At 74.9% G+C, this 25,811-nt stretch carries 23 protein-coding genes; 11 read left to right on the top strand and 12 right to left on the bottom strand.

Annotated elements, in window-relative coordinates; all coding sequences use genetic code 11:
* Nucleotides 1-45: 45 nt before the first annotated feature.
* On the bottom strand, nucleotides 46-1,725 hold the full coding sequence (locus tag ACFU74_RS22640; protein ID WP_380759516.1) for a carbohydrate binding domain-containing protein: 1,680 nt from the start codon (nucleotides 1,723-1,725) through the stop codon (nucleotides 46-48).
* Nucleotides 1,726-1,980: 255 nt separating this feature from the next.
* Here ACFU74_RS22640 and ACFU74_RS22635 point away from each other — a divergent pair, with 255 nt between their 5' ends.
* Entirely contained in the window at nucleotides 1,981-3,360 is a 1,380-nt protein-coding gene (locus tag ACFU74_RS22635; RefSeq protein WP_380759514.1) for a serine hydrolase domain-containing protein, read from the top strand.
* On the opposite strand, the gene ACFU74_RS22630 is transcribed toward ACFU74_RS22635, so the two are convergent.
* On the bottom strand, nucleotides 3,354-3,848 hold the full coding sequence (locus ACFU74_RS22630; RefSeq protein WP_380759512.1) for a hypothetical protein: 495 nt from the start codon (nucleotides 3,846-3,848) through the stop codon (nucleotides 3,354-3,356). The two genes, ACFU74_RS22635 and ACFU74_RS22630, sit on opposite strands and share 7 nt — an antisense overlap.
* Nucleotides 3,849-4,129: 281 nt before the next feature.
* Here ACFU74_RS22630 and ACFU74_RS22625 point away from each other — a divergent pair, with 281 nt between their 5' ends.
* Both ACFU74_RS22625 and ACFU74_RS22620 read left to right on the top strand, forming a co-directional pair.
* The gene (locus tag ACFU74_RS22625) at nucleotides 4,130-4,996 is read left to right on the top strand and encodes a GNAT family N-acetyltransferase (RefSeq protein WP_380759509.1); all 867 of its coding nucleotides are present in this window, start codon (nucleotides 4,130-4,132) and stop codon (nucleotides 4,994-4,996) included.
* Complete coding sequence (locus ACFU74_RS22620; RefSeq protein ID WP_380759507.1) at nucleotides 4,993-5,811, top strand: lysophospholipid acyltransferase family protein; 819 nt, start codon at nucleotides 4,993-4,995, stop codon at nucleotides 5,809-5,811. The genes ACFU74_RS22625 and ACFU74_RS22620 overlap by 4 nt, the downstream gene beginning before the upstream one ends.
* Before the next feature lie 38 nt (nucleotides 5,812-5,849).
* Here the strand turns inward: ACFU74_RS22620 and ACFU74_RS22615 are convergent, their stop codons facing one another.
* Nucleotides 5,850-7,553, bottom strand: coding sequence for an MFS transporter (locus ACFU74_RS22615; RefSeq protein WP_380759505.1), 1,704 nt, complete (start codon nucleotides 7,551-7,553; stop codon nucleotides 5,850-5,852).
* 139 nt (nucleotides 7,554-7,692) lie between these two features.
* Between ACFU74_RS22615 and ACFU74_RS22610 the strand changes: the two genes are divergently transcribed.
* The 3 genes from ACFU74_RS22610 to ACFU74_RS22600 all read left to right on the top strand — a co-directional run bounded on the left by ACFU74_RS22610 (nucleotide 7,693) and on the right by ACFU74_RS22600 (nucleotide 11,133).
* Nucleotides 7,693-8,376: a TetR/AcrR family transcriptional regulator gene (locus ACFU74_RS22610; RefSeq protein ID WP_380759503.1), complete on the top strand. Its 684-nt coding sequence runs from the start codon at nucleotides 7,693-7,695 to the stop codon at nucleotides 8,374-8,376.
* A 101-nt stretch (nucleotides 8,377-8,477) separates the two neighbouring features.
* Nucleotides 8,478-9,455, top strand: coding sequence for a prolyl aminopeptidase (gene pip / locus ACFU74_RS22605; RefSeq protein ID WP_380759501.1), 978 nt, complete (start codon nucleotides 8,478-8,480; stop codon nucleotides 9,453-9,455).
* 130 nt (nucleotides 9,456-9,585) lie between these two features.
* Entirely contained in the window at nucleotides 9,586-11,133 is a 1,548-nt protein-coding gene (locus tag ACFU74_RS22600) for an esterase/lipase family protein (RefSeq protein WP_380759499.1), read from the top strand.
* A 27-nt stretch (nucleotides 11,134-11,160) separates the two neighbouring features.
* Here ACFU74_RS22600 and ACFU74_RS22595 read toward each other — a convergent pair whose 3' ends face one another.
* A complete protein-coding gene (locus tag ACFU74_RS22595; RefSeq protein WP_380759497.1) occupies nucleotides 11,161-11,739 on the bottom strand; it encodes a MarR family winged helix-turn-helix transcriptional regulator in 579 nt (192 codons plus the stop codon).
* An 82-nt stretch (nucleotides 11,740-11,821) separates the two neighbouring features.
* Between ACFU74_RS22595 and ACFU74_RS22590 the strand changes: the two genes are divergently transcribed.
* Both ACFU74_RS22590 and ACFU74_RS22585 read left to right on the top strand, forming a co-directional pair.
* Nucleotides 11,822-13,141 carry an MFS transporter gene (locus tag ACFU74_RS22590; RefSeq protein ID WP_380759495.1) on the top strand — a complete coding sequence of 440 codons (1,320 nt, stop codon included), beginning with the start codon at nucleotides 11,822-11,824 and terminating at the stop codon, nucleotides 13,139-13,141.
* 2 nt (nucleotides 13,142-13,143) lie between these two features.
* Nucleotides 13,144-14,151, top strand: a complete 1,008-nt coding sequence (locus ACFU74_RS22585) for a YdcF family protein (RefSeq protein ID WP_380759492.1) — start codon at nucleotides 13,144-13,146, stop codon at nucleotides 14,149-14,151.
* Between the two features lie 150 nt (nucleotides 14,152-14,301).
* Here the strand turns inward: ACFU74_RS22585 and ACFU74_RS22580 are convergent, their stop codons facing one another.
* Nucleotides 14,302-14,844: a PaaI family thioesterase gene (locus ACFU74_RS22580; protein WP_380759489.1), complete on the bottom strand. Its 543-nt coding sequence runs from the start codon at nucleotides 14,842-14,844 to the stop codon at nucleotides 14,302-14,304.
* Between the two features lie 321 nt (nucleotides 14,845-15,165).
* The gene (locus ACFU74_RS22575) at nucleotides 15,166-15,804 is read right to left on the bottom strand and encodes an endonuclease (RefSeq protein ID WP_380759487.1); all 639 of its coding nucleotides are present in this window, start codon (nucleotides 15,802-15,804) and stop codon (nucleotides 15,166-15,168) included.
* Nucleotides 15,805-15,877: 73 nt separating this feature from the next.
* Between ACFU74_RS22575 and murQ the strand changes: the two genes are divergently transcribed.
* Nucleotides 15,878-16,783, top strand: a complete 906-nt coding sequence (gene murQ / locus ACFU74_RS22570) for an N-acetylmuramic acid 6-phosphate etherase (protein WP_380759485.1) — start codon at nucleotides 15,878-15,880, stop codon at nucleotides 16,781-16,783.
* Nucleotides 16,784-16,804: 21 nt separating this feature from the next.
* On the opposite strand, the gene ACFU74_RS22565 is transcribed toward murQ, so the two are convergent.
* The 6 genes from ACFU74_RS22565 to ACFU74_RS22540 all read right to left on the bottom strand — a co-directional run bounded on the left by ACFU74_RS22565 (nucleotide 16,805) and on the right by ACFU74_RS22540 (nucleotide 20,127).
* The gene (locus tag ACFU74_RS22565; RefSeq protein WP_380759483.1) at nucleotides 16,805-17,257 is read right to left on the bottom strand and encodes a transposase; all 453 of its coding nucleotides are present in this window, start codon (nucleotides 17,255-17,257) and stop codon (nucleotides 16,805-16,807) included.
* On the bottom strand, nucleotides 17,254-17,577 hold the full coding sequence (locus tag ACFU74_RS22560) for a hypothetical protein (protein ID WP_380759481.1): 324 nt from the start codon (nucleotides 17,575-17,577) through the stop codon (nucleotides 17,254-17,256). Before ACFU74_RS22560 ends, ACFU74_RS22565 begins: the two co-directional genes overlap by 4 nt.
* A 179-nt stretch (nucleotides 17,578-17,756) precedes the next feature.
* Complete coding sequence (locus ACFU74_RS22555; RefSeq protein ID WP_380759479.1) at nucleotides 17,757-18,161, bottom strand: hypothetical protein; 405 nt, start codon at nucleotides 18,159-18,161, stop codon at nucleotides 17,757-17,759.
* A gap of 60 nt (nucleotides 18,162-18,221) precedes the next feature.
* The gene (locus tag ACFU74_RS22550) at nucleotides 18,222-19,310 is read right to left on the bottom strand and encodes a hypothetical protein (protein WP_380759477.1); all 1,089 of its coding nucleotides are present in this window, start codon (nucleotides 19,308-19,310) and stop codon (nucleotides 18,222-18,224) included.
* Between the two features lie 147 nt (nucleotides 19,311-19,457).
* Entirely contained in the window at nucleotides 19,458-19,694 is a 237-nt protein-coding gene (locus tag ACFU74_RS22545) for a hypothetical protein (RefSeq protein ID WP_380759475.1), read from the bottom strand.
* Between the two features lie 277 nt (nucleotides 19,695-19,971).
* Nucleotides 19,972-20,127 carry a hypothetical protein gene (locus ACFU74_RS22540; protein ID WP_380759518.1) on the bottom strand — a complete coding sequence of 52 codons (156 nt, stop codon included), beginning with the start codon at nucleotides 20,125-20,127 and terminating at the stop codon, nucleotides 19,972-19,974.
* Between the two features lie 273 nt (nucleotides 20,128-20,400).
* Between ACFU74_RS22540 and ACFU74_RS22535 the strand changes: the two genes are divergently transcribed.
* A complete protein-coding gene (locus ACFU74_RS22535; RefSeq protein ID WP_380759473.1) occupies nucleotides 20,401-21,633 on the top strand; it encodes an RCC1-like domain-containing protein in 1,233 nt (410 codons plus the stop codon).
* Between the two features lie 255 nt (nucleotides 21,634-21,888).
* Nucleotides 21,889-25,782 carry an amino acid adenylation domain-containing protein gene (locus ACFU74_RS22530; protein ID WP_380759471.1) on the top strand — a complete coding sequence of 1,298 codons (3,894 nt, stop codon included), beginning with the start codon at nucleotides 21,889-21,891 and terminating at the stop codon, nucleotides 25,780-25,782.
* Nucleotides 25,783-25,811 lie beyond the last annotated feature (29 nt).

Raw genomic sequence — 25,811 nt, 5'->3', positions numbered from 1 at the left:
GGGCCGGGCCGCGCCTTCGCCGCACCGTGCCGGCGCGGGTGTGCGTCAGCCGGTGAAGCCGGCCGTGATGGAGGTGAACTGCCAGTCGTTCTGGGCGATGCCGGAGCAGGTCTCCTGCTGGCCGCCGCCCGGGCAGCCGCGGTCGCGGTTGACCGACCAGAAGGCCATCCGGGCCAGGTGGTGGCTGTTGGCCCAGTCGCGGATCGCCGTCCAGGTCTGGACGCTGGTGATCTCGCCGGTGTCGCTGAGGCCGTTCATGCCGGAGATGCCGATGTGCGCGTAGGCGGTGGCGTCGTCCCAGCCGAAGACGGACTTGAGCTTGTTCTTCAGGCCCTCGGTGGCGCTGACGGTGGCGGCGTACATGTCGGTCGAGGCGTTGCCGAAGTCGAACGGCATGATGGTGAAGACGTCGATGTCCGCGCCGATCGCCTTGGCCTGCTCGATCAGCCGGTTGCCGTAGTAGGTCGGGCCGCTGGTGGCGGTGCCGAAGGTCACGATGGTGCGCAGGCCGGGGTTGTTCTGCTTGACGATCTTGAGCGCGCCGAGGATCCGGTCCTGGACGGCGGTGTTCTCGAACTCGTCGGTGTTCTCGATGTCGACGTCGATCGCCTTGAGGCTGTAGGCGTCGATCACCTTCTGGTAGGCGGCGGCGAGGTCGGCGGTGGTGGCGCAGTTGGGGCCGAGCTTGTTGCCGCTCCAGCCGCCGATCGACGGGACGACGTCGCCGCCGGCCGCGCGCACGGCCTTGATGGTGGCCTGGTCGACGCCGTTCAGCAGCGGCCGCTGGCTGTCCCAGGTCGGGTTGCAGCCGTTCTGGGCCAGGATGAACGCCAGGGTGAACCACTTGATGCCGGTGGCGTTCATGACGGTGGTGGCGGCGGGCGGGTTGCCCCAGCCGTTGTAGAGGTAGGGCGCGCCCTGCTTGAAGGCGCCCGGGGTGGGGCCGCCGCCGTTGGCGTCGGTGGTCACGGTCACGGCGGCGGAGGCGGCGGAGGCGTTGCCGGCCGCGTCGCGGGCCTTGACGGTGAAGGTGTAGGCGGTCGACGCGGTCAGGCCGGGGACGGTGGCGGTGGTGCCGGGGGCCGTCGCGACCTTGGCGGTGCCCTGGTAGACGTCGTAGCCGGTGACGCCGACGTTGTCGGTGGCCGCGTCCCAGGCGAGGGTCACGCTGCTGGCGGACTTGCCGGTGGCGTGCAGGTTGCCGGGCACGGTGGGGGCCTGGGTGTCGGCCGGCGGGGTGCCGCCGCCGGGGCCGTCGAACACGATGTCGTCGGCGTAGTAGGTGCCCTGGCCGTACCAGCCGTTGACGTAGACCTCGGCGCTGGTCTGGTTGGCGCCGGTGGTGAAGGAGACGCTCAGCCTGCTGTAGTCGGCGGCGGAGGTCCAGGCGGAGCCGCCGCCGGTGACGCCGAGGTGCACGTAGTTGCCGCGGACCCAGCCGGAGAGCGAGTAGGTGGTGTTGGGCTTGACCGCGACGGTCTGCACGCACTTGGCGGCGTCGCTCGCGGAGGCGGCGCCGGCGAGCGCCTTGCCGCCGCCGTGCACGGGGGTGGTGACGACCGAGCCGAGACCGCCGGAGCAGGTCCAGCCGGACAGCGTGCCGGTCTCGAACCCGCCGTTGGCGAGCTGGTCGGCCGCGTGGGCGGCGGTGGGCGCGGTGAACGCCGCGGCGGCGGCGAGCAGCGCGGCGGCGCCGACGGCGGGCAGTCGGGTGCGCTTGTGCACCGTTGACCTCCAGTGGGGGGTGTGGGGGGTGGAGGTGCGGGGAGGGCCCCAAAATGGACTAGACCATTTGCTCATGTCAAGTACTGTCCGCCGAACGGACGGTGAGGGTGTGTCGGGAGCAGGGTGAACCGATCGGGCGAAAATGGGTGGAACGACCCGGCGGGGGCGAACTAGGTTGGGCCGCGGTGCCATGGCACCGCGGCACGAAGCCGACCGAACCCGACCGAAGTCGACCGAAGAACGTCAGAGGATCAGATGACCGACCTGTCCGACGAACTGCTTCCCGCCACCCGCCGTGCACTGCTGCACCGTCTGGCCGTCGCCCAGGCCGAGGGCCGCACCCCCTCGATGGTCGCCGCCGTGCTCCGGGACGGGCGGCTGGTCTGGAGCGGCGCCCGCAGCATGACCGACGGCCACGCGCCGACCACCGACGTGCAGTACCGGATCGGCTCGATCACCAAGACCTTCGTCGCCGTCCTCGTCCTTCGGCTGCGCGACGAGGGCCTGCTCGACCTCGCCGACCCGGTCGAGCGCCACCTGCCCGGCACCCCCGCCGACGGCGCCACCGTCGCCCAGCTGCTCTCGCACTCCGCCGGCCTCGCCTCGGAGCCCCCGGGCCCGTGGTGGGAGCGGACCGACGGCGCGCTGCGTCCGGAGCTCGCCGACCTGCTGGAGGAGGAGCGGCCGCGCCGCCACCCCGCCGGGCGGCTGCACCACTACTCCAACCCCACCTACGCCCTGCTCGGCGCGCTGGTCGAGCGGCTGCGCGGCGAGCCCTGGGGCGAGGTGCTGCGCCGGGAGGTCCTCGAACCCCTCGGCATGGACCGCACCACCCTGCTCCCCGAGCACCCGCACGCCGGCGGCTTCGCCGTCCACCCCTGGGCCGACGTGATGCTGCCCGAGCCGCTCACCGACACCGGCCTGATGGCCCCGGCCGGCCAGCTCTGGTCGACCGCCGCCGACCTCGCCCGGTGGGCCGCCTTCCTGGCCGCGGGCGACGCGAAGGTGCTCTGCGCCGACACCCTCGCCGAGATGCGCCGCCCCGCCGTCGCCCCGGACACCGACGACTGGACCGAGACCTACGGGCTCGGCCTCCAGCTGCTCCGCCGCGACGGCCGCACGCTGTTCGGGCACAGCGGCTCGATGCCCGGCTTCACCGCCGGCCTGTGGATCAGCGAGGCCGACGGCCTGGCCGCGCTCGCCTTCGCCAACGCCACCCACGGCTCCCGCACCGGGCAGGTCGCCGCCGAGCTGATCGCGATCACCGCGGAGCACGAGCCCCGGATCCCCGAGCCGTGGCGCCCGCTGCCCGAGGTCGACGAGGGGCTCCTCGCCCTCACCGGCCCCTGGTACTGGGGCGCCGCACCGCACGCCCTGCGGCTGGCGGCCGATCGGGCGCTGGAGCTCTCGGTGCTCGGCAGCGGCGGCCGCGCCTCCCGGTTCCGCGCCGAGGCCGACGGCACCTGGACCGGCCTCGACGACTACTACGCGGGCGAGACGCTGCGCGTGGTGCGGGCCGCCGACGGCTCGGTCAGCCACCTGGACATCGGCTCCTTCGTGTTCACCCGCGAGCCCTACGGACCGGCCGAGGCCGTCCCGGGCGGGCTCGACCCGCGGGGCTGGCAGGCCTACTGACCGCCGCTGCGCCCCGGGCCGCGCCGGCTGAGGCCGCCGCGGTTCGGGCCACCCCGGCTGAGGACGCCCCGCCGCCGCCCTCCCCCGCCGCCCCGGCCGGGTGCCGGGGCGGCGGCCGGGCGGGCCGGGTAGGCGCCGCTGCGCAGCGCGTGCACCGCGCGCACCACGTACCCGGCGAGCAGCAGCCCGCCCGCCATCGCGCCCGAGGCGTAGGTGTCCGCCGCCTGCGCCTCGGCCCAGCCCGCCGCCACGCCGATCAGCAGGTACGGCGCCACCGCGACCAGCAGCGCCACGGCCAGCGCCACCAGCGCGGCCCTCGGGCGCCGGTCGTCCTCCCAGCAGCGCTCGCCGACCAGGTGCAGCGCCAGCGCCATCGCCACCACCAGGCACCACCACGGCGAGGGCGCCAGTCCCACCGCCCTCGCCGCCAGGTAGACGACGGCGAGACCCGCCGTCGCCGCCGCCTGGCACATCAGAACCCCTGTCATGTCACTGGCGAATCGCCGCCAGAGTCCCGCCCCCGGAATCCACCCCATGCAGCGGAGGATAGGACGGCGTCCTGGTGCCCAACAGATGTCCCGCACACGTCGGGTGGCCGCATTCAGCAGGTGCACATCTCCCCTCCCCCGAACGGCAACGTGGATGCCAGCCGACTTGGAGAGACATACGGGTGCCGGTTCGCAGACCCGTCGACCGTACGGGCCTGGCCGGGCCGGTGCCACGGAAACCCCGTGGCCGTCGTCGTCCGTGCTGCCCTGGAGGGTCCGCCATGACCACCGTCCCCTCGTACGCTCCGCCCGCAGTCACCCCCGTCCGGGCCGCCGCCGCGGTGCCCGCCGCGCGCCAGGAGGGCGCGTCCGGCTCCGCCTCGGCCGTCTACACCGTCGCGCTGGCCCGCGACGAGGACGACGTCCGCGCCGCCCAGCGGCTGCGCCACCGGGTCTTCGCCGACGAGCTCGGCGCCACCCTGCACAGCACCGTCCCCGGGCTGGACGTCGACCCGTTCGACGAGTTCTGCGACCACCTGCTGGTCCGCGAGGGCGAGGACGGCGCGGTCGTCGGCACCTACCGCCTGCTGCGCCCCGAGGCCGCCCGCCGGGCCGGCCGGCTCTACTCCGACGGCGAGTTCGACCTCGCCGGCCTCGCCCCGCTGCGCGACGGCCTGGTCGAGCTCGGCCGCTCCTGCATCGCCGCCGAGCACCGCGGCAACGGCGCCGTCATCAACCTGATGTGGGGCGGCATCGCCCGCTACCTCGCCGACACCGGCAACACCTGGGTCGGCGGCTGCTGCTCGATCTCCCTGGAGGACGGCGGCGCCACCGCCGCACGGGTGTGGGACACCGTCGCCGCCAAGCACCTCGCCCCCGCGCAGTACCGGGTCGCCCCGCACCGCCCCTGGGACGCCACCGGTGTGGCCCGGGCCGCGAAGGCGCCGCTGCCGGCCCTGCTCCGGGGCTACCTGCGGCTCGGCGCCTGGGTCTGCGGCGAGCCCGCGTACGACCCGGACTTCGAGTGCGCCGACCTGTACGTGCTGCTCTCGCTGGAGCGCACCGACCCGCGCTACCTGCGGCACTTCCTCTCCGGTGTGGGCGGCGTCGGCACGGCCGCGGCGCCCGCCGCGGAACGGTCCTCATGAGCGTCTGGCTGCCGACGGCCTCCTGCACCCCGGAGGCCTGCCTGACCGACCCGGCGCCCACCGTCGCCCTGCCCCGGCGGGTGCTGCGCCTGGCCGCCTGCCTGGTGGTGCTCACGGCGGGGCTCGCGCTCACCCTGCCGGCGCGGGCGCTGCCGCGCGGGCCGCGCGAGCGGCTCGCCCGGTTCTGGGCGCGCGGGCTGCTCGGCTCGCTGGGAGTCGCGGTGCACGTCGAGCCCGGTCCGGGGCCGGGCGCCGGGGGCGGGGTGCTGCTGGTGGCCAACCACGTCTCCTGGCTGGACATCCCGCTGGTCGCCGCCGCCCGCCCCGGCCGCTCACTGGCCAAGACCGAGGTGCGGCACTGGCCGGTGCTCGGCCCGCTGATCGCCTGGGGCGGCACCGTCTTCCTCGACCGCGACCGGCTGCGCACGCTGCCGGCGACGGTCGCCGAGGTGGCCGGCGGACTGCGGGCCGGCCACCCGGTGATCGTCTTCCCGGAGGGTTCCACCTGGTGCGGCCGGGAGAGCGGCCGCTTCCGCCCGGCCTTCTTCGAGGCCGCCGTCCGGACCGGCGCCCCCGTCCAGCCGGTCGCGATCCGCTACCGGCTGGCCGACGGCCGCCCCACCAGCGCCCCCGCCTTCGTCGGCGAGGACGGCCTGCTCACCTCGCTGGCCCGGGTCGTCGCCGTCCGGGGCCTGGTCGCCGAACTGGCCTTCCGCCCGCCGGTCCCGCCCCCGCCCGTCGACCCCGCCCGCCCCTGGGAGGCCCGCCGCACCCTGGCCCGCACCGCCCAGAGCGCGGTGGAGGGCATTCGCTGAAAGGCGGACGCCAGCCCCCTCGTTCGGGGCACGTCGGATCAGTGGGCGTCGTCGACGGGCCCCTCCTGCCGGTGGGCGGGCAAGGCTCCCCGCCGCCGGGCGGGGGGCGTGCGTGCTCCGGCGGTGACCGCCGGGCGTGCGCCGGACAGGGCCTCCCCGGCGGGGAGGCCCTGTCCGGGGGAGTCGGGGGCCGGTGCGGCCGGGGCCGCCGACGGGCGGCGCCCGGGCCGGCGCAGCAGGAGTGCGACCAGGACGGCGGCCGCCGCCAGGGCCGCCGAGCCGCAGCGCAGGGCGAGCTGGATGCCCTCGGTGAAGGCGTGTTCGACCGCTTGCTGCACCGGGGCCGGGAGCGGGGCGGCCGGGGCGGTGGTGGCAGCCGCCAGGGTGTCGGCGGGCCGGCCGAGCGTTTCGGCCGGGAGGCCGAGGCGGGCCAGGGAGGCGGTCAGCCCGGTCGTCAGGCGGTGCGTCAGCACGGCGCCGAGGACGGCGATGCCGAGCACGCCGCCGAGTTCGCGCAGGGTGTTGACGGTGGCCGAGGCGGTGCCCATCCGCTCGGGGGCGACCCGCTGGAGGACGGCGATCGAGACCGGGGTGAAGGTCAGTCCCATGCCCAGGCCCAGCACGAACAGCGTCCACAGGTACCCGGCGTAGCGGGCCTGCTCGCCGTACAGGGAGAGGCCGGCCAGGCCGAGCGCGCACAGGGCGATGCCCAGCACCAGCGGCAGCCTGGGCCCGTGACGGCCGGTCAGCCGCGCCGAGAGCGGGCCGGCGACGACGATCATCGCCGTCATCGGCAGCCCGGCGAGGCCGGCCGCCGTCGGCGACCAGTCCAGCACGCCCTGCATCAGCAGCGGCAGGAAGAACAGCGCGCCGAACATCCCGAAGCTGACCGTGAACCCGCCGAGCAGCGCGCCGCCGAGCACGCCGTCGCGGAACAGCCGCAGGTCCAGCATCGGCTCGGCGATCCACCGTTCGAGCAGCAGGAAGGCGGCCAGCAGCAGTACCGCGAGCACCGCCGTGGTGAGCACCCGGGGGTCCGTCCAGCCGCGTGCGGGGCCCTCGACGAGGGTGTGGACGGCGGCGCCGAGGCCGGCCGCGGACAGTACCAGGCCCCCGAGGTCGACGCGGCGGGCACGGGCCGGGACCGCGGGCAGCACCCGGCCGGAGAGGACGAGTGCGACGGCGCCGATCGGCACGTTGATCCAGAACACGCTGGCCCAGCCGAAGGCCTCGACCATCGGCCCGCCGATCACCGGGCCGACCGAGAGGCCGAGCGCGGAGACGCCGGACCAGGTGCCGATCGCCCGGGTGCGCTCGCGCTCGTCGGTGAAGACGTGCCGCAGGACGGCGAGGCTGCCGGGGGTCAGCAGCGCGGCGCCGACGCCCTGGAGCATCCGCGCGGCGACCAGCGCGCCGACGGTCCCGGCGAGCGCGGCGGCGGCCGAGCCGACCGTGAACAGGGCGAGGCCGAGCCGGAACACGGCGGTGCGGCCGTAGCGGTCGCCGAGCGCGCCGCCGGTGAGCAGCAGGGCGGCGAAGACCAGGCTGTAGCCCTCGGCGACCCACTGGAGACCGGTGATGCCCGCGTCGAGGTCCCGGCCGATCCGGGGCAGGGCGTTGCCGACGATGACGTTGTCCAGCATGGACATGAACATGGTGATGCACAGCGTCGCGAGCGCGAGCGCGAGCCGCCGACGACGGGCGCTCGCGGCCGGCGCCGCGCCCCCCTCGGTCTCCCCCATCGGATGGTCCTCCCGGTTCGATCGCTTGAGGCCCCTAACAGTGTTAGGGGCCGTTCCGACGGAGGACAGCGTGCACCTAACGGTGTTAGATTGCAAGCGCGATCGCAGCCAGCCCAGGAACGAGGAACAGCGAGGACCCATGCCGGCCGACGAGGACGACGCCGCCCAGCCCGCACTCACCCGCGAGGCGCTCGCGCGGGCGGCGCTGCGGGTGCTGGAGCGCGACGGCCTGGCCGGACTGTCGATGCGCAAGGTCGCCGCCGAGGTCGGGGTCAAGGCCGCCTCGCTGTACTGGCACATCCGCAACAAGGAGGAGCTGCTGGACCTCCTGAACGACGCGCTGATGGCCGACGTCGAGCCTCCGCCGCGCACCGGTGACTGGCGGGTCCAGCTGCGCGGGTACTGCGAGCGCTACCGCGCCCACCTGCTCGGCAGGCGGGACGCGGCCAAGGTGGTGGCGGGCCGCCTCGCGCCCGGCCCGAACCTGCTGCGCCTGATGGAGGAGCAGCTCGACCGCCTGCGCGGGGCCGGCTTCTCCGCCGCCGACGCCGCGATGGTCTCCTACCTGCTCGGCGCGTACGTGCAGGGCTTCGTGCTCCAGGAGCAGTCCCCGATGGCGGCCGCCGAGACCGCCGGCACCGGCCGGCGCCAGGTGGCCGACGCCGCCGCGGAGCGGTTCCGCGCACTGCCGGCCGCCGAGTTCCCCCGGCTGGTCGCGATGGCCGACGACCTCACCGGGCCGGACCTCGACGCCCGGTTCGCCTTCGGCCTCGAACGGATCCTCGACGGCCTGGCGGCACTGCTCCCGCCCGAGCGCCGCTGACCGCCCGGGCGCCGGCCGCCCGGCCCCGAAATCGTTCGACCACCGCGCGTTCGGCCGCTAGGGTCGCCGGCGCGACCCGTCCCACCGAGGAGGCCACCCGCATGACCGCGTTCCACCCCGTCGGCGAGCCCTGTGCGGAAGGCCTGCTGGACGTCGGCGACGGCCAGCGGATCCACTGGGAGGTGTCCGGGAACCCGGCCGGCAAGCCCGCCGTCGTGGTGCACGGCGGACCGGGTTCCGGGCTCAGCGCCCGCAACCGGAAGTACTTCGACCCCGAGCGCTACCGGCTCGTGCTGTTCTCCCAGCGCAACTGCGGCCGCAGCGAACCGCACGCCGCCGACCCGGCGACCAGCCTGGAGCACAACACCACCGCGCACCTGATCGCCGACCTGGAGCGGCTGCGCGAGCACCTGGGCATCGAGCGGTGGCTGATGTTCGGCGGCTCCTGGGGCTCCACCCTGATCCTCGCCTACGCCCAGGCGCACCCCTCCAGGGTGTCCGCGATCGTGATCAACGGCGTCACCACGACCAGGCCGGAGGAGATCGACTGGCTCTACCGGGGCGTCGGACGGCTGCTGCCCGGCCCCTGGGAGGCCTTCCGCGACGCGCTGCCGCCCGAGGACCGCGGCGGCGACCTGCTCGCCGCCTACGACCGGCTGCTGAACGACCCGGACGAGTCCGTCCGCCGCGCGGCCACCGTCGCCTGGGCGACCTGGGAGGACGCGGTGATCGCCCACGAGACCATGGGCTCCCCGAACGCCTACACGGACCGGCCCGCCGAGGCGCTGACCGCCTTCGTGCGGATCACCGCGCACTACTTCTCCCGCCGGGCCTTCCTGGAGCCCGACCGGCTGCTGCGCGACGCGCACCGGCTGGCCGGCATCCCGGGCGTGCTGATCCACGGCGCCCTCGACCTCGACAGCCCGCTGGACACCGCCTGGAAGCTCGCCGAGGCCTGGCCGGACGCCGAGCTGACGGTGATCCAGAACGCCGGGCACACCGGCTCCCCCGCCACCGGCGAGGCGGTGCTGGCCGCGATCGAGCGCTTCGCGGGAGCGACGGACCCGCACGGGCAGTGACGGGCCGTCAACGGTCCGGAGTCAGGGGTGACAGGCCGGCGCCGGCCGCCGACACTGGTGGGGAGAAGTTCCCATCCCAACGGGTCGGCCGGTGCCGGCCGGTACCGGCCGCGGAGAGGGCAGGCCGGCCATGAGCACGCCGTCCGCCGGGCTCCCGATCATCTATGTCCGGGGATACGCCGGAGGCACCCCCGGGATCGAGAAGGCCGTGACGGATCCGTTCTACGGATTCAACCAGGGCTCGACGCACATCCGCGTCGGCCGCCAGGACAACCCCGTTCTCTACCAGTTCGAAAGTCCGTTACTGCGCCTGCACCTCGACGAGGGCTACCACATCGTCGTCGAGGGTCCGCGCCCGGAGAAGACGGAGGCCCCTCCTCCCGAAAGCATCTGGATCCACCGCTTCTACGACGTCTGCTCCGGCACCTGGGGCGGCCAGGCCCAGGCCTTCGACCTGGAGTCGGCCGCCCGTGACCTGCTGGAACTGATCGACCACGTGCGGGAGCGGACCGGCGCGCGCCGGGTCAACCTGGTCGCCCACTCGATGGGCGGTCTGATCTGCCGCTGCCTGCTGCAGAAGATCATCCCGGTCGAGCGCGGCGAGCGCGCCACCGAGTACGTCTCCAAGCTGTTCACCTACGGAACGCCGCACGGCGGCATCACCTTCGCCGTCGGCTTCGGCGTCCCGGAGGCGCTGCGCGACCTGTTCAACATCAACGGCTCCGACATCTTCGGCCCCGAGCGGATGTACCAGTACCTGACCCCGCACCCCGACCCGGACGGGCCGCCGGACGGCTGGCGGGCGGTGGACATCACCGACGACGACGGCAGCGGGGAGCCCGCGGACGCCGCCGGCCGCTTCCCGCTCGACCGGGTGTTCTGCATGGTCGGCACCAACTCCCGCGACTACGACGTCGGCCGCGGCATCTCGGCCGAGGCCGTCGGCCCGCGCAGCGACGGGCTGGTGCAGATCGAGAACGCCCAGGTCACCGGCGCCAACCGGGCGTTCGCCTACCGCAGCCACAGCGGCTGCTACGGGCTGGTCAACTCCGAGGAGGGCTACCAGAACCTGCGCCGCTTCCTGTTCGGCGACCTGAAGGCCGCCACCGACCTCGTCGGCGTCCGGCTGCCCGCGGAGGAGGAGGTCACCTGGCAGGCGGAGGTCCGGCTCACGGTGCGCGGGCTGCCGGTGCTGATGCACGAACGGGTCGCCCCGCACTGGTGCCCGATCCAGCTGTCCGACCCGACCGAGGCGAGCCGGCGCGCCCGGGCCGCCACCGCCGGGGACGGCGCCGTCCCGCTGGCGACCACCTTCCTCTCCAGCCGGCTGCGCCAGGGGAACGCGGGCCCGCTGCGGTTCGTCCTCGACCTGAACCTGCTCTCGCTGCGCCAGACCCGCGGGCTGTTCGGCTTCGGCGACCACCTGGAGCAGACCGCCGACTTCGCCGACACGCTCATCGTCGACGTGGACGCCGGCGGGCCGCGTCCGGCGGCCTGGGCGAACTGGAACTCGGAGGTGCCCGGGGCGATCCGCGACCTCCACCCGACCGGCGACCCGCTGCCCGACGAGGACCCGCAGGCCGCCTCCTGGCTCGCCCACGTCCCGCTGCCGGCCACCACCCGGCCGATCCTCGGGCCGGACGCCCGGATCCGCCTCTCGGTCGGGCCCTGGAACTGACGGCCCGGTGACGGGGCGGGCCCGGACTCAGGCGTGCCAGCCGGCCTCCGGGCGGTCGGCCCCGGTTCCGGTCCGGGTCTCGGGCACCGGCTGTTCGGCGGCCAGCAGGACGCGGCGCAGCAGGTCGGAGAGCTGGCGCCGCTCCACCGGGCTGAGCACGCCGAGCAGCCGGTGCTCCTCGCGGCCGACCACGTCCAGCGCCTGCCGCCAGGCCAGCCGGCCCGCCTCGGTGAGCTCGACGTCGACCCGGCGGCGGTCGTCGCTGGAGGGGGTGCGGACGACGAAACCGCGCCGTTCCAGCGCCTCCAGGCGGCCGGTCACCGAGGCCGGCGCCAGGTTGAGGTCGGCGCGCAGGTCGGACGGGGTGGCCCGGCCGCCGCGCCCGGCCAGGCCGTGCAGGGTGTCGAACTCGTGCTTCTGGAGACCGTAGTCGGCCACGCCCTGCTCGCGGACCCGGCCCAGGTGGCGGACGAGCTTGCCCATCCGGGTGACGGCGCCCTCGACGTCCGGGTCGAGGTGCGGCAGCACCGGCCGCCAGCGTTCGACGTGGCCGTCGGTCCAGTCGCGGGGCCGGTCGGCCGCCGTCCGGTGGGTCGCGGGTGTCATGCCCCGAGTGTAGGGGTCCGTGAGCTGCGGCTTTCGGGCCGCAAATAATTCGTTGCCGAAACTTCGGTACCGAAATACAGTCGTGCCCGTGACCCTGCCTCAGCACCCGCTGCGCCTGCCCGACTTCCGGCTGCTGTTCCTCGGCCGGACGATCTCCACCCTCGGGGACGCCGTCGTCCCCGCCGCCCTCGCCATCGCCGTCACCCGGGCGACCGGCTCCTCCGGCGCGCTCGCGCTCGTCCTGGGCTGCGCGATGGTCCCGCGCCTGCTGCTGCTCCCGCTGGGCGGCGTCGTCGGGGACCGCGTCAACCCCCGGCTGGTCGCGCTGGTCACCGACCTCGTCCGGGCCGCCGCCCAACTGGCGGTCGGCCTCGAACTCCTCGCCGACCAGCCCCGGCTCGCGCCGATCGCGGCCGCCGAGGCGGTCGGCGGGATCGCCTCCGCGTTCGCCATACCGACGGCGACGCCGCTGGTCGCCGCCACCGTCGCCGGGCCGCAGCGGATGCGGGCCAACGCGCTGCTCGCCTCGGCCGCCAACGCCGCCCGGCTCGGCGGCCCGGCGCTCGCCGGGGTGCTGGTCTGGACGGCCGGCGCCGGCTGGGCGTTCCTGCTGGACGGCGCCTCCTTCCTGGTCAGCGCCGCGCTGCTGGCACGGCTGCGGGTCCGGCACACCCCGGGCGAGCGCCGCTCGCTGCGCGCCGACCTGCTGCACGGGTGGGGCGAGGTGCGCTCGCGCGACTGGTACTGGACGAGCCTGGTCGGCCACGGCGTGTGGAACGGCGCCGCCGCCGTACTGCTCACCCTCGGCCCGCTGATCGCCACCCGGCGGCTGGGCGGGGAGGGCGTGTGGATCGCCATGACCCAGGCCGCCGCGTTCGGCGTGCTGGCCGGCTCGCTGCTCGCCGGCCGCTACCGGCCACGACGACCGGTGCTGGTCGCCAACCTGGGCCTGTCGCTGTACGCCCTGCCGTTGGCCGCGCTCGCTGTGGCGGCGCCGGCCCCGGTCACGGTGGCCGCGTACGCGCTGGCGATGACGGGGCTCGGCTTCCTCAGCCCGGTGTGGCAGACGGTGGTGCAGCAGGAGTTCCCGCCCCAGGTGCTGGCCCGGGTGACCTCCTACGACTGGCTGCTGTCGCTGGCCGCCGCCCCGCTCGGGTACACGCTCGCGCCGCTGGCCGCCGATGCCTGGGGCAGTACCGGGCCGCTGCTGGTCACGGCCGCCCTGGTCGCGCTCGCCTGCGCCGGCACCGCGGCCGTCCCGGGCGTCCGCCGGGTCGGGCGGTCGACGGGCACGGACGCGGGCGCGGGCGCGGGCGCGGGCACGGGGACCTGCGTCGTCGACGAGCATCCCGGCAACCCGGAGAAGGTCGCCGGGACCGTCCGGCGGAACCCTACGATATGACCATGATCGCCTATGCCCCAGCGGCCTTCTTCTTCCTCCTTTGCGGAATCGGAGTCCTTCGCGACCGACGCCAATTCAGCAACGCCGTCCTGCTCGGCATCGCGGTCTCGCTCCTCGCCCTCGCACTGATCGCCGAACTGCGCCGGGCACCCACGCTGGTGGCGGAACTGGCGGTCGCCCTGATCGCCCTGCTCCCGACCGCCGGCACCGTCGCCCTGGTCTGGTTCCTGCTCTCCAACGGGCTGACGATGATCCGCAAGGAAGGGCGACGGCCGGCGAACCTGCTGTCCCTGCTCGCCGGTCTCGGCATCCTCGGGGTGATCGCCCTGTTCGCCGCGGCGGTGGTGACCGGGTCCAACCGCCTCGGCATCCTCGCCGCGACGGCGATGCTGGTGGTCGGCTACGTCTCCTTCCTCTTCGTCTGCTTCGTCGGCTACGCCTTCCTCTACCAGTGCCACCGGCCGCGCGGCGACGTCGACTTCGTGGTGGTCCTGGGCTCCGGGCTGATCGGCGGCGAGCGGGTGCCACCGCTGCTCGCCAGCCGGCTGGAGCGCGGCCGCGACGTCTACGAGAAGCAGGCCGCGCGCGGCAACCCGCCGGTGCTGATCACCTCGGGCGGCCAGGGCCCCGACGAGAAGCTGCCGGAGTCCCACGCGATGGCGGACTACCTGGTCGAGCGCGGCTTCCCGGCCGAGCACGTCACGCGTGAGGACCGCTCCCGGACGACCGAGGAGAACCTGCTGTTCAGCAAGGCGATCATGGAGCAGGCCAAGCCCGACTACCGCTGCGTCATCGTCACCAACAACTTCCACGCCTTCCGGGCCGCCCTGATGGCCCGTAAGACCGATGTCAGCGGCCAGGTCTTCGGCTCGCCCACCGCCCGGTACTACTGGCCGAGCGCGACCATCCGCGAGTTCGCGGCCGTCTTCCTCTCCCACAAGCTGGTCAACCTGGGGATCTGCGGCTTCCTCGCCGTCTGCGGGCTGCTCGCCGCGACGTTCGGAGCGTAGCTTCGGAGCCTGGTGCCGGAGCGTGGTGCCGGAGCGTGGGCGCCGGTGCGTGGTGACGCGCCGAGCACCGCTTGAGCAGGACCGGCCGACGGGCCCGGTGGTCGTGCGCACGCCCCTCGCGCGTGTGACCACCGGGCCCGTGCGCGTGCGTCAACCGGCGCTGCGCGGGGCCAGGATGGCGCAGGTGGTGGTCGCGTGCGCGATCAGCCGGTCGTCCCGGCCCCCGAGGATCCGCGCCTCGCCGGTGGCCATCGTCCGGCCCATGTGCAGGACCACGCCCTCGCAGCGCACCTTCCCCGAGTCGGCGAACAGCGGCCGCACCATGTGCACGTTCAACTGGGTGGTGGTGTAGCCCACCCCGGCGGGCAGCCGGCTCATCACGGCGCAGCCGAGCGCCGAGTCCAACAGCGTGGCCAGGTAGCCGCCGTGGACGGTGTTCATCGGATTGAAGAGGTGATCACCGAGCACGCCCTCGAAGACGGCCGTCCCGGGCCCGGCCTCCACCAGCCGGAAGCCCATGGTGCTCCCGATCGCCGGCTGCGGGATCCGGCCGGCGATCATCTCCTGGAGGATCTCCTCCCCGGTGAGGTGCGAGAACGCGGAGACGGGCGGAGCGGCCCGCCACTCATGGGTACGGGTGCGCAGCGCCCCGTCGGCCGACGCTTCGGCGGGATCGATCTCAAACGTGGTCATGGCACCACCCTTTCCCGTCCCCGGCACTCGATCAAGGGTGCTGCCCGACGACGTCCCGTACTCCTCCCCCGCCCCGGAGTCCCGACGGCCGTCTCCCCGTCGGCCGCCGCCCGCGACCCGTCCAGCGGTGGGCGGCGGGGTCCAGGGAAGCCGACACGGCGCTCGACATACTGCTGGGCGCACTCGGCACGGCCATGACCCACTCGTTGCTGAGCCCCTCCTGCCGCATCGGTGGTGCGGAGGTGGGGGCGTCTCCCGGCCGTCGGGCTGGAGGTGTGCGTGCTCCGGCGGCGACCGCCCGGCGTGATCCGAAGGAGAGTGCTATGCCGCGAGCAGCCCGTCGGGGCTTGCGTGACTCAGGCTGAGGCGGGTGAGGGCGGCGGCGAGGCGGGCGAGGTTGTGCGGCGGGGTGAGGGCGGCGAGGCCGGTGGGGGTGTGAGGCAGGCCGAGGTCGGCGGCGGCACGCAGGGTGCGATCGTCGAAGGAGGGGCGCAGGCTCGGCCACACGGCCTGGGCCTCGCGGCAGAAGATGCCCGCGCCGACCGGGCCGATCCTGGGGAACTCGCGGAGCAGGCCGGCGATCCGGACCGGGTCGCCGTCGGCCTCGTCGCGGAGGCGGCGGAGGTCGCCGTGCCAGCGGTCGAGGAGGAACTCGGCGCCGCGGCCGAGGGCGGTGGCGGTGCTCTCGTCGTAGCGGACGTAGTGGGCGCGGCCGAGCGCGTCCACCCTGGCCTGCCAGCGGGATTCGGCCATGGCCTTCGGGGTGCGCAGGCCGGCCGCGGAGAGTTCCCGGGCGGCCGCGACGGCGATGCCGGCGCTGATCCGCACCGAGCTGAGCGTGGTGAGGACCAGCAGCCGGTAGAGCGGTGCCGGGGTGTCCCGGAGCGTGATGCCCGCCTCGTCGGCGTAGGTGCGGCCGAAGCGTTCCAGCAGGGCGGCGACGGTTTCCTGGCGGCCCACGGCCGGCCTCCCTTCCTCGCCTGACTGGCACCTGCCCGGGTTGGCGGCGGTCATGCGCGGGGAGGGAGGCGGTATGGAGAACGCCGACGGTCCGGCCACGGAGGAGGTGCGGCCGGAGTGGGCCGGCCTCGACCGGCTGGGGACGCTGGAACTGCTGCGGCTGCTGAACGCCGAGGACCGGACGGTCGCCGGGGCGGTGGCCGGGCAGCTGCCGCGGATCGCGGTCGTCGTGGACGCGGTCGCGGCGCGGATGGCCCGGGGCGGGCGGCTGGTCTACGCGGGTGCCGGGACGGCGGGGCGGCTGGGAGTGCTGGACGCGAGCGAGTGCCCGCCGACGTTCAACACCGCCCCGGGCCAGGTGGTGGGTGTGATCGCGGGAGGCGCGCAAGCGCTGGTGCGCGCCGTGGAGGGCGCGGAGGACCGCCCCGAACTGGCGGCCGCCGACCTGGCGGCGCTGGCGCTGACCGGCGAGGACACCGTGGTGGGCGTCTCCGCCTCCGGGCACACCCCGTACACGGTGGCGGCCGTGCGCTGCGCCCGCGCCGCCGGGGCACTGGGCGTGGGGCTGGCGGGGACCACCGGGTCACCGCTGGTCGCGGCCGCCGAGCTGGGCATCGAGGTGGTGACCGGGCCGGAGGTGGTGGCCGGTTCGACCAGGCTCAAGGCGGGGACGGCGCAGAAGCTGGTGCTGAACCTGCTCTCCACGGCGGTGATGGTCCGGCTCGGCAAGACGTACGGCAATCTGATGGTCGACGTCCGGGCGGGCAACGCCAAGCTGCGCGACCGGGCACGGCGGATCGTCACCGACATCACCGGCGCGGACGAGGAGACGGCACGGCGGGCGCTGGCGGCCACCGGTGGCGAGGCGAAGGACGCCGTCCTGGTCGTCCTCACCGGCGTGGACGCCCCGACTGCCGCCCGGCTGCTCGCCGCGGCCGGCGGGCGGCTGCGCGAGGCACTGGAGCTGGCACGGGACTGAGACCGGCGGGCGCACGATCGGTCAGGCGCGCGCCCCGGCCTCGCGGGCGACCACCGCCCGGAAGCCCGGCACCGCGCGCCTGCTCGGCCTGGCCGCCCTCCTGGTCGCGCGACCGTGCTGCCCGCCCCGCTCCACCCGCTGTACCCGGCCGGCCGCGAGGAGGCGCGACGCCGCGCGAGTTCTCCGAGGACGCCGGGTATGTGCCTTCGGGGAGCAGACACAAGGCTCGGACCCGTCGAGTACACCTCGACGGGCGATCACCCGCTCGATGTCCCGCTTCCACACCAGCCGTCGGTACTCGTCGAAGCCGTAGCCCTGGTCGGCGAACAGCCGCTGAGGTCGGTGGCGTGGCCTGCCGGTCCTGCCGTGGAGGCGGGGAGTGACGTCCATGAGCGGCACGAGCCGGGTGACGTCGTGGCGGTTGCCGCCGGTTGCGGTGACGGCCAGTGGCGTGCCGAGGCCGTCGGTGATCACCTGGCGGTTCGAGCCCGGGCGGGCGCGGCCGACCGGGCTCGGTCCTGTTCCGGGCCGCCGCGACGGGCCTGGCGGTGCGGGCCGTCGATCACCGCCCGCGACCGGTCCGGCTCGCCGGCCCGGTGCAACCCGGTGAGGAGCACGTGGCACAGCCGGTCCCGCGCCCCTGCCTCGGGCCGATCCCGCAGTCGGCGCCGGCAGGTCGTGCCCGAGCCGGAGTCGAGCTCCTGCGGCAGCCGCTCCGGGCGGGCGACCCTGCGAAGCCGCTGCTGCCGCGCGGGCAGCAGCGGCTCGATCCGGTCCCACGGGTCGTCCGGCACCGACCACGGCGGTCTTTCCCCACGGCTCACTCGGCTCACTCGGCTCACTCGGCTCACTCAGCGATTCGCCCGACCGAACAGGCGCGTCTCGCACCTGGCTCACCGAATGGAACAGCAGCGGGGACGAAGCTCCGACTCAGGTCACCAGCGGTCGGCCGCCCCGAGCCGCTGTGCCCCGATCACCACTCCCGCCAGCGGTCGGTGATCTCGTGGCGGCCGAGACCCTGCCGTTCGGTGAGGGCCTCGACGTCGACGCCGGCGGCGACGAGGGTGTCGTCGATGTAGGCGCAGAGCAGTTCCCGCTCGTCGGTTTCGTAAGCGGCCCCGTCGTGAGCCTCGTTGACGCGGTTGAGCTCCAGCACGACCCGCTCGACGACGCCGAGGACGTCGTCGTCGGCCGGGCTGCCGCCCAGCGCAGCCACGTCCGCCTCGAACGCGGCGAGGACGTCATCCGTGACGGTCAGGAGGCTCACGGGAAAGAGTTCGGTGCTGTACGCGCACTCCGGGTCGAGGGTTCCCGCCGCCACCGCTGCGGCTTCTTCGGCGACGTGCTCACGCCAGACGTCGGTCGGTCTCTTGGGCATGAGGGGCACTGTAGCCGCCGGGGCCGGGGCGACGCAGCCGCGGTCCGCTCCCGGCCGAGGTCAGGCGATGCGCCGGTAGAGGGCGGCGATCTCGCTCTCGGTGGCGATCAGCGGCAGCGTGTCGAAGAACAGCTCCCACTCACCCCCGGGGCCGAAGCGCTCGACGATGCCGAAGGTCACCTCCGTGCCCTTCCCGGTCACCGGGTCCTTGCTCCACGCGGGAACGGCCGTGCCGTACCACTCCACGTAGGTCATGGTCCGGCCGAAGGCGACCTGGCCGGACTTGAACCGGACGTCGGCCCGCTCGAAGAGCCGCCGGAGGTAGTCGGCCTGGCCCTCGGCGCCGACCAGCGGCGCCGCCAGGCCGGGGCCGCCGAGGCGCGCGCCGCCCGTACGGCCCACCAGGGCGGCGACGTCCTCGCCGTTCCAGGCGGCCAGCCGGGCGGTGATCTCCCCGGCGCGGAACCGCTCCGGGGCTCGCCGGTCGGCGGGCCTGCCCGCGCCGCCCGCGCCGCCCGGGTCGGCGATCCCGGCGAAGAGCGGGCTCAACTCGGGGGCGACCGGCTTGAACAGCTCGTGGCGGTCGTAGTAGCGGCGGGCCTGCATGGTCCGGCCGTCGTCGGACAGCACGTTCCTGGCGATCTGCGGGTAGGCGATCGGGTGGCCCTTGACGGTGGCCTCGTTCCACTGGCCGAACATCACCACGGCGCCGTCGGCGACCACCTCGGTGCCGCGGTAGCGGAAGTCCGGGACGAGGCCGAGCGAGCGGGTGATCGAGGTGCCGATGGCGGTCAGCCCGCGCTGCGGGGCGGTGCCGGCCTCCCAGAGGGTGGCCTCGTCGTCGAAGATGTCCTGGTAGACCCGGACCCGGGGGTGGGTGAGGTCACCGGGCACCGGCGGGGTTCCGGTCGGGGTCTCGCCGAAGGCGATCTGGCGCTTGATGAAGGCGCAGTTGTTGGGGGTGAGCCGGCCTTCGAGGCGCTCCAGCTTCCCCCGGACGTCGGCGCACTCCGCGAGCACCTCGCCGGCCCCGCCCGCGGGGCCGGCGGTGGCACCGGTCGCGGCGGTGACGGCGCCGAGCGCGACTGCGGCGGCCGTCCCGGTGGCGAGCAGCGCGGTGCGGCGGGTGAGCCGGCGAACCATGGTCATGTCGATCCCCTTCCGTGGGTCCAACGCCAGGTCGGAGGGGTTCTCCGGCCTGCGGTGATCACCTTGCCGGAGCGGGTTCGGGGGGTCGATTACCTCGGAGGTCATGCTCGGCGCGCGGGCCCACGGGCGCTGCGACGGGCCGGGCCGTCAGGCCTCCTGCGCCTCCAGCCAGTGCAGCAGCACGGTGCGCTCGGTCTCGGTGCCCGCCGGGCTGGCCGGGTCGAGCGCCCAGTGGCGGATCCGGTGCAGCGTCTGCGCGTCGAGGTCGTGGTAGAGCCGCCAGTGGGCCTGCGGGTGGCAGTCGGCGTCGCGGGGTTCGCCGCACTCCTGGCAGTAGGTGAAGAAGGCGTCGACCAGACGGTTCACGATCGTCTCGACGGGCATGGGCAGCGTACGTCCTCACTCACTCGGCTACCGGGTCTCGCTGGTGGGCCCGCCGGTCTTCGTGAACCGGCGGACCCGTATTCCAGGGTGCGGGGCCGGTCCGACGGGCGGCAGGGACCAACGTCACCTCCGGGACGCGCGGGGGCCGGTCCCCGTGGAGGTGGGGACCGGGCTGTCCCGGTCGGTGCGGCAGCCGGTCAGCCCCGGCCGGCGGACGTCCGGGTGCGCCGGGAGGCCGAGTCGATCACCACGGCGGCCGGCAGCACCGCACCGGTGATCATGTACTGGACGGCCCGGGCGGCGTGCACCATGTCCGGTCGGCGGCCTTGAGCCGGGTGGTGATCGCACCGGCCATGCCGTCGTTGTCGGCGTGGCCGGCCTGGAAGCCGTCCTTGCCGAACCGGGTGATGGCGACTCCGGCCTTCTGGCCCACGACGGTGGGCCTCCCCTCGCCGGACTGCGCGTGGAGCAGCTGCTCGATCCTGCCGTCGAGCACCCCGTGGGCGCCGGACTCAAAGAGCCGTGATCCGGGCCTGATCCGGGCCCGGTCCGGGCCGCAGCAGTGCGGACAACGGAGGAACCGGCGGAAACCCGCCGCCCGGGGAGCACTCGAAGAGGCTGTGCCTTGCGGGAGTCGGCCGGACGCGGTTCGCTGAGCCGGCCGCCCCCGGAGCGCGGCCCCCTCCCCGCCCGTCAAGGAGTCCCCGTGTCCGACGACCGCGCCCTCGTCTCCCGTCGCGCCCTGCTCGCCCTGCCGCCCGCCCTCGCCGTGCTCGCCGCCCTCCCCGGGACGGCCGGCGCCACCCGGCCGGGCACCGCGGGCGCCGCCCTCGGCTGGGGCTTCAACGGCTACGGCCAGCTCGGCGACGGCACCTCCGTCAACCGCGCCACGCCGACCGCCACCGCCCTGCCCGCCGGGGTGGCGCTCACCGCCGTCGCCGTCGGCGCCCAGCACACCCTCGCCATCGGCTCCAACGGCACCCCGTACTCCTGGGGCGACAACGACGCCGGGCAGCTGGGCACCGGGACCCTCACCCGCCGGCTCGCGCCCGGGACGGTCCCGCTGCCCGCCGGAGTCACCGCCCGGGCGGTCTCGGCGGGCGACCGGCACAGCCTGGTCGCCGGCTCCGACGGCGGCGTCTACGTGTTCGGCGCCAACGGCTCGGGTCAGCTGGGCGACGGCACCCTCTACGACAGCCGCTCGCCGAAGCGGATCGCCCTGCCGGGCGGAGTGGCCGCCGTGGACGTGGCCGCCGGCTACTCTCACAGCGCGGCGATCGGCGCGGACGGCCGCGTGTACACCTGGGGAACCGTCAAGGTCGGCGTCCTGGGCCGGACCGGCAACAACAGGGTCCCGGGACCGGTGCTCCACGCCGACGGCGTCACCCCGTTCACGGCCTCGTCACTGGCCGCCGGCTCGGAGCACACCCTGGCGGTCTCCGGCGGGCGGGCCTACGCCTGGGGCCAGAACGTGGCAGGCCAGCTGGGCGACAACAGCACCGAGACCCGCACCGCGCCGGTACCGGTGTGGGACCTCACCAGCGGCGTCCGCCAGGTGGCGGCCGGCTACCGGCACAGCCTGGCCGTGACGACGAGCGGGGTCGTCCACTCCTGGGGGAACAACTTCGCGGGCGAGCTCGGCAACGGCTACAGCACTCAGCAGGGCCCCGGCCGGGAGATGACCTGGCGCCGGCCGGGGGCGATCTGGGCCACGGGCCTGACCTCCGTCACCTCGGTCGCCGCCGGGATGTACCACAGCGCGGCGACGACCGCCGCCGGGCTCGCCTTCTCCTGGGGTCGCAACATCTACGGGGAGGCGGGCACCGGAACCATCAGCGACCCGCACCTGCTGCCGGTCCCGGTCGCCCTCCCGGCCGGACGCAAGGCCGTCGCGGTGGCGGCCTGCAACGACGCGACCCTGGCGATCACCGCGCCGTGACGCGCGGGCGGGCGCGGCCGCGGGTGTCGCCGTGAACGCGGCCGCGGGTGTCGCCGTGACCGCGGCCGTCAGCCCTGACCGGGCCGGGACGTACCCGGGACACCCGGGACCGGAGCGCGTCCCGGCCCGGGCCGAAATCCGGGCCGGGTAGCGGCCCTCGCCCCAGGCGGTCGGGACACCGGGCGGCCGACCTTGGTAGCCACGCCCGGTCGGCGCACCGGGCGGCCGTATCGGCCCGACCCAGGGAACCCCCTCATGACCGCAGAGTCCGTCCCGTCCGCCGTCCTTCTCGACGCCCGCCGCTCCCTCTGCCTCCCCGACCTGCTCCGCGCCCAGGCCGACGCCCGGCCCGACGCCACCGCCGTGACCGGCGACGGCGGGCGCCTGACCTTCCGCGAGCTCGGCGCTGCCGCCGACGCGCTGGGCGCACGGCTGCACCGGCTGGGGGTGGCCGCCGATGACTGCGTCGGCCTGTACACCGAGCCCTCGCTGGAGCTGATGACCGGCGCCTGGGGCATCCTGCACGCGGGCGCCGCCTATCTGCCGCTGTCCCCGGAGTACCCGCAGGAGCGGGTGCGCTGGATGATCGAGTCCAGCGGGACGCGGGTGATCGTCGCCCAGGAGCACCTGCGGGCCCGGCTGGCCGAGCTGGTCCCGCCGGGCACGCTGATCGTCGTCCCCGCCGACCTCCCGGACGCCCCTCCGAGCACGGAGCCGCACGGAATCCCCCACCAGAGCCCGGGGCCCGCCGACCCGAGCCCGGAGTCGCTGGCGTACGTCATCTACACCTCCGGCTCCACCGGCCGGCCCAAGGGCGTGATGATCGAGCACCACAGCATCGTGTCCCAGCTGCGCTGGCTGGCCGACGCCGGGCACCTCGGCCCGGACGCCGTCATCCTGCAGAAGACCCCGATGAGCTTCGACGCGGCGCAGTGGGAGATCCTGGCGCCCGCCGCCGGCGCGCACGTGGTGATGGGTGCGCCGGGCGTCTACCGCGACCCGGAAGCCCTGATCGACACCGTCCTCGCGCACGGGGTGACCGCCCTGCAGTGCGTGCCCACCCTGCTGCAGGCGCTGCTGGACACCGAGCGGCTGACGGAGTGCGCGACCGTGCGCGGCCTGTACTCCGGCGGCGAGCCGCTGTCGGTGCGCCTCGCCCGGGCGCTGACGGCCGCGCTGCCGGGAACGGAGCTGGTCAACCTCTACGGCCCGACCGAGTGCACCATCAACGCGACCGCCCACCGGGTCGACCCGCAGACGCTGGGCGACGGCGCCGGCTCGGTGCCGATCGGCGTGCCGGTGGACCGCACCGGCTGCTTCGTGCTGGACGAGGAACTGGCGCCGGTGGAGTTCGGGGCGACGGGCGAGCTGTACATCGGCGGCGTCCAGCTGGCCCGGGGCTACCTCAACCGGCCGGACCTGACGGCGGAGCGGTTCGTCGCCTCCCCGCACCTGCCGGGCGAGCGGCTGTACCGCACCGGCGACCTCGCCCAGTGGAACCCGGACGGCACGCTGCACTGCGCGGGCCGGGTGGACAACCAGGTCAAGCTGCGCGGCTACCGGGTGGAGCTGGACGAGATCGCGCTGGCGATCGAGGAGCACACCTGGGTGCGCCGGGCCGCCGCCGTGGTCACCGACGACGCGCGCACCGGGCACCGGAACCTGGTGGCCTGTGTGGAGCTGAACCCCAAGGAGGCCGCCCTGATGGACCAGGGCAACCACGGCGGCCACCACCAGTCCAAGGCCAGCAAGCTCCAGGTGCGGGCGCAGCTGTCCAACCCGGGCCTGCGCGGCGCGGCGGAGCTGGCCGGGCGGGCGGTGGTGGAGCTGCCGGGGCGCCGGGAGAGCGGGCGGCAGCGGCGGGAGACCTTCGCCCGCAAGACCTACCGCTACTTCGAGGGCGGCCCGGTGACCAGGGACGACCTGCTGGCCCTGCTCGCCGCCCCGCACCCGGCCGCCACGGCCGCCACGGCCGGCCCGCGCGACCACGACCCCGTGCTCGCCGAACTGGGCCCGGTGCTGCGCTGGTTCGGGCAGTTCCACAGCGAGGAGCGGCTGCTGCCGAAGTACGCGTACGCCTCCCCCGGCGCGCTGTACGCCACCCAGCTGTACCTGGAGACGGACGGCTCGCACGGCCCGGCCGCGGGCGTCTACTACTACCACCCGGTGGAGCACGCCCTGGTCCGGGTCGGCGAGGCCGATCCCGGGGGCGTTCCGCTGGCGCTGCACTTCCTGGGCCGGCGCGGGGCGATCGAGCCGGTGTACCGCAACAACATCCAGGAGGTGCTGGAGTTCGAGGCCGGCCACATGCTGGGCGTGCTGGAGGAGGTGCTGCCGGAGTACGGTCTGGCGGTGCGTCCGCTGGGCCACGAGCCGGACGTGCAGCACCGGCTGGACGTCGCCGAGGAGGACTTCTACCTGGGCAGCTTCACGATCGTCCCGGAGGACGGGCGCCCGCGCCGGGACGACACCGAGCTGTTCGTCCAGGCCCATCCGGGCGGGGTGGAGGGCCTGGCGGCGGGCCTGTACCGGTACGAGGGCGACTCCGCGGGCGGCGAGCTGGTCCGGATCTCGGACGAGATCGTGGAGTCGCGGCACGTGATCGCGATCAACCAGCAGGTGTACCGCCGGGCGGGGTTCGGCATCACGGCGGTGAGCCGGGCGGCCGAGCCGTGGCTGGAGTACATCGGCCTCGGCACCCGGCTGCACCACCTCCAGCGCAACGGGCTGGGCTTCGGGTTCATGTCCTCGGGCTACAGCTCGAAGAGCGGTCACCCGCTGCCGTCCGCGCGGCGGATGGAGGCGGTGCTGGCGGGGTGCGGCATCCCGGGCGGGGCGTCGTACTTCTTCCTCGGCGGGCGGGTGAGCGAGGAGCAGGTGCGCAGCGAGGGCATGCGGGAGGACGCCGTGCACATGAAGGGCCCGGCGGAGCTGATCAGGGACGAGCTGGCCGCGCTGCTGCCGGACTACATGATCCCGAACCGGGTGCTGGTGCTGGACGAGCTGCCGCTGACCGCCAACGGCAAGGTGGACGCCAAGGCGCTGGCCGCCGCCGAGCAGGTGCGGGACGCCGGGACGGGCGCGCCGTTCGTGGCGCCGTCGACGCCGACCGAGCGCCGGCTGGCCGGGGTGTGGGCGGCGGCGCTGAAGTACGAGGCGGTCTCGGCGGCCGACGAGTTCTTCGCGGCGGGCGGGAACTCGCTGATCGCGGTGGCGCTGGTCAACCGGGTGAACCGGGAGTTCGGGACCCGGCTGCCGCTCCAGGTGCTGTTCGAGTGCCCGGGGCTGGCGGACCTGGCGGCGCGGATCGACACCGCCCGGGCCGGCGGCGGGGCGGCGGACGGCGCGGTGTCCCGGCTGGTGCCGCTGCACCGCGACGGCGCCGGGGAGCCGGTGTTCTGCTGGCCGGGGCTGGGCGGCTACCCGATGAACCTGCGCCCGCTCGCCGGGCGCTCGGGCCGGCCGTTCTACGGGGTGCAGTCGCACGGCATCAACCCCGGGGAGACGCCGTACCCGACGATCCGGGAGACGGCGGCGGCCGACGTGGCGGAGATCCGCCGGGTCCGCCCGCACGGCCCGTACACGCTGTGGGGGTACTCCTTCGGCGCCCGGGTGGCGTTCGAGGCGGCCTGGCAGCTGGAGCGGGCCGGGGAGGAGGTGGCGGACCTGCTGCTGATCTGCCCCGGCAACCCGGAGCTGCGGCGGGCCGACGGGGAGCGGTACGGGCGCGAGTCCTCCTACCGCAACCCGGGGTACCTGACGATCCTGTACTCGGTGTTCGCGGGCGCGATCGCCGGGCCGGAGCTGGAGCGGTGCCTGGCCGAGGTGCGTGACGAGGCCGGGTTCGCCGCCTTCGTCCACCGGCTGCTGCCGGACCTCGACGAGGAGCTGATCCGCCGGATCGCCCGGATCGTCGGGGAGACGTACGAGTTCGAGTACAGCTTCCGCGAGCTGGCAGAGCGGCGGCTGTCGGCCCCGGTGACGGTCTTCAAGGCCACCGGTGACGACTACTCGTTCATCGAGGGCAGCTCCGGCTGGTCGGCCGCCGCGCCGGGGACGGTGCGGCTGGCCGGCGACCACTACGGCGTGCTGCGGGAGCCGGGCGTGGCGGAGCTGGCGGCAGCGATCGCCGCCGTGGCGCACGGCTGACCCGCCCCCACCGCCTGGCCGCCCGGGGG

The sequence above is a fragment of the Kitasatospora sp. NPDC057500 genome (assembly GCF_042802195.1).
Classification (GTDB): Bacteria; Actinomycetota; Actinomycetes; order Streptomycetales; family Streptomycetaceae; genus Kitasatospora.
The sequence above is the reverse complement of the archived record's forward strand: the minus strand, read 5'-3'. Positions and strand labels throughout refer to the sequence as shown.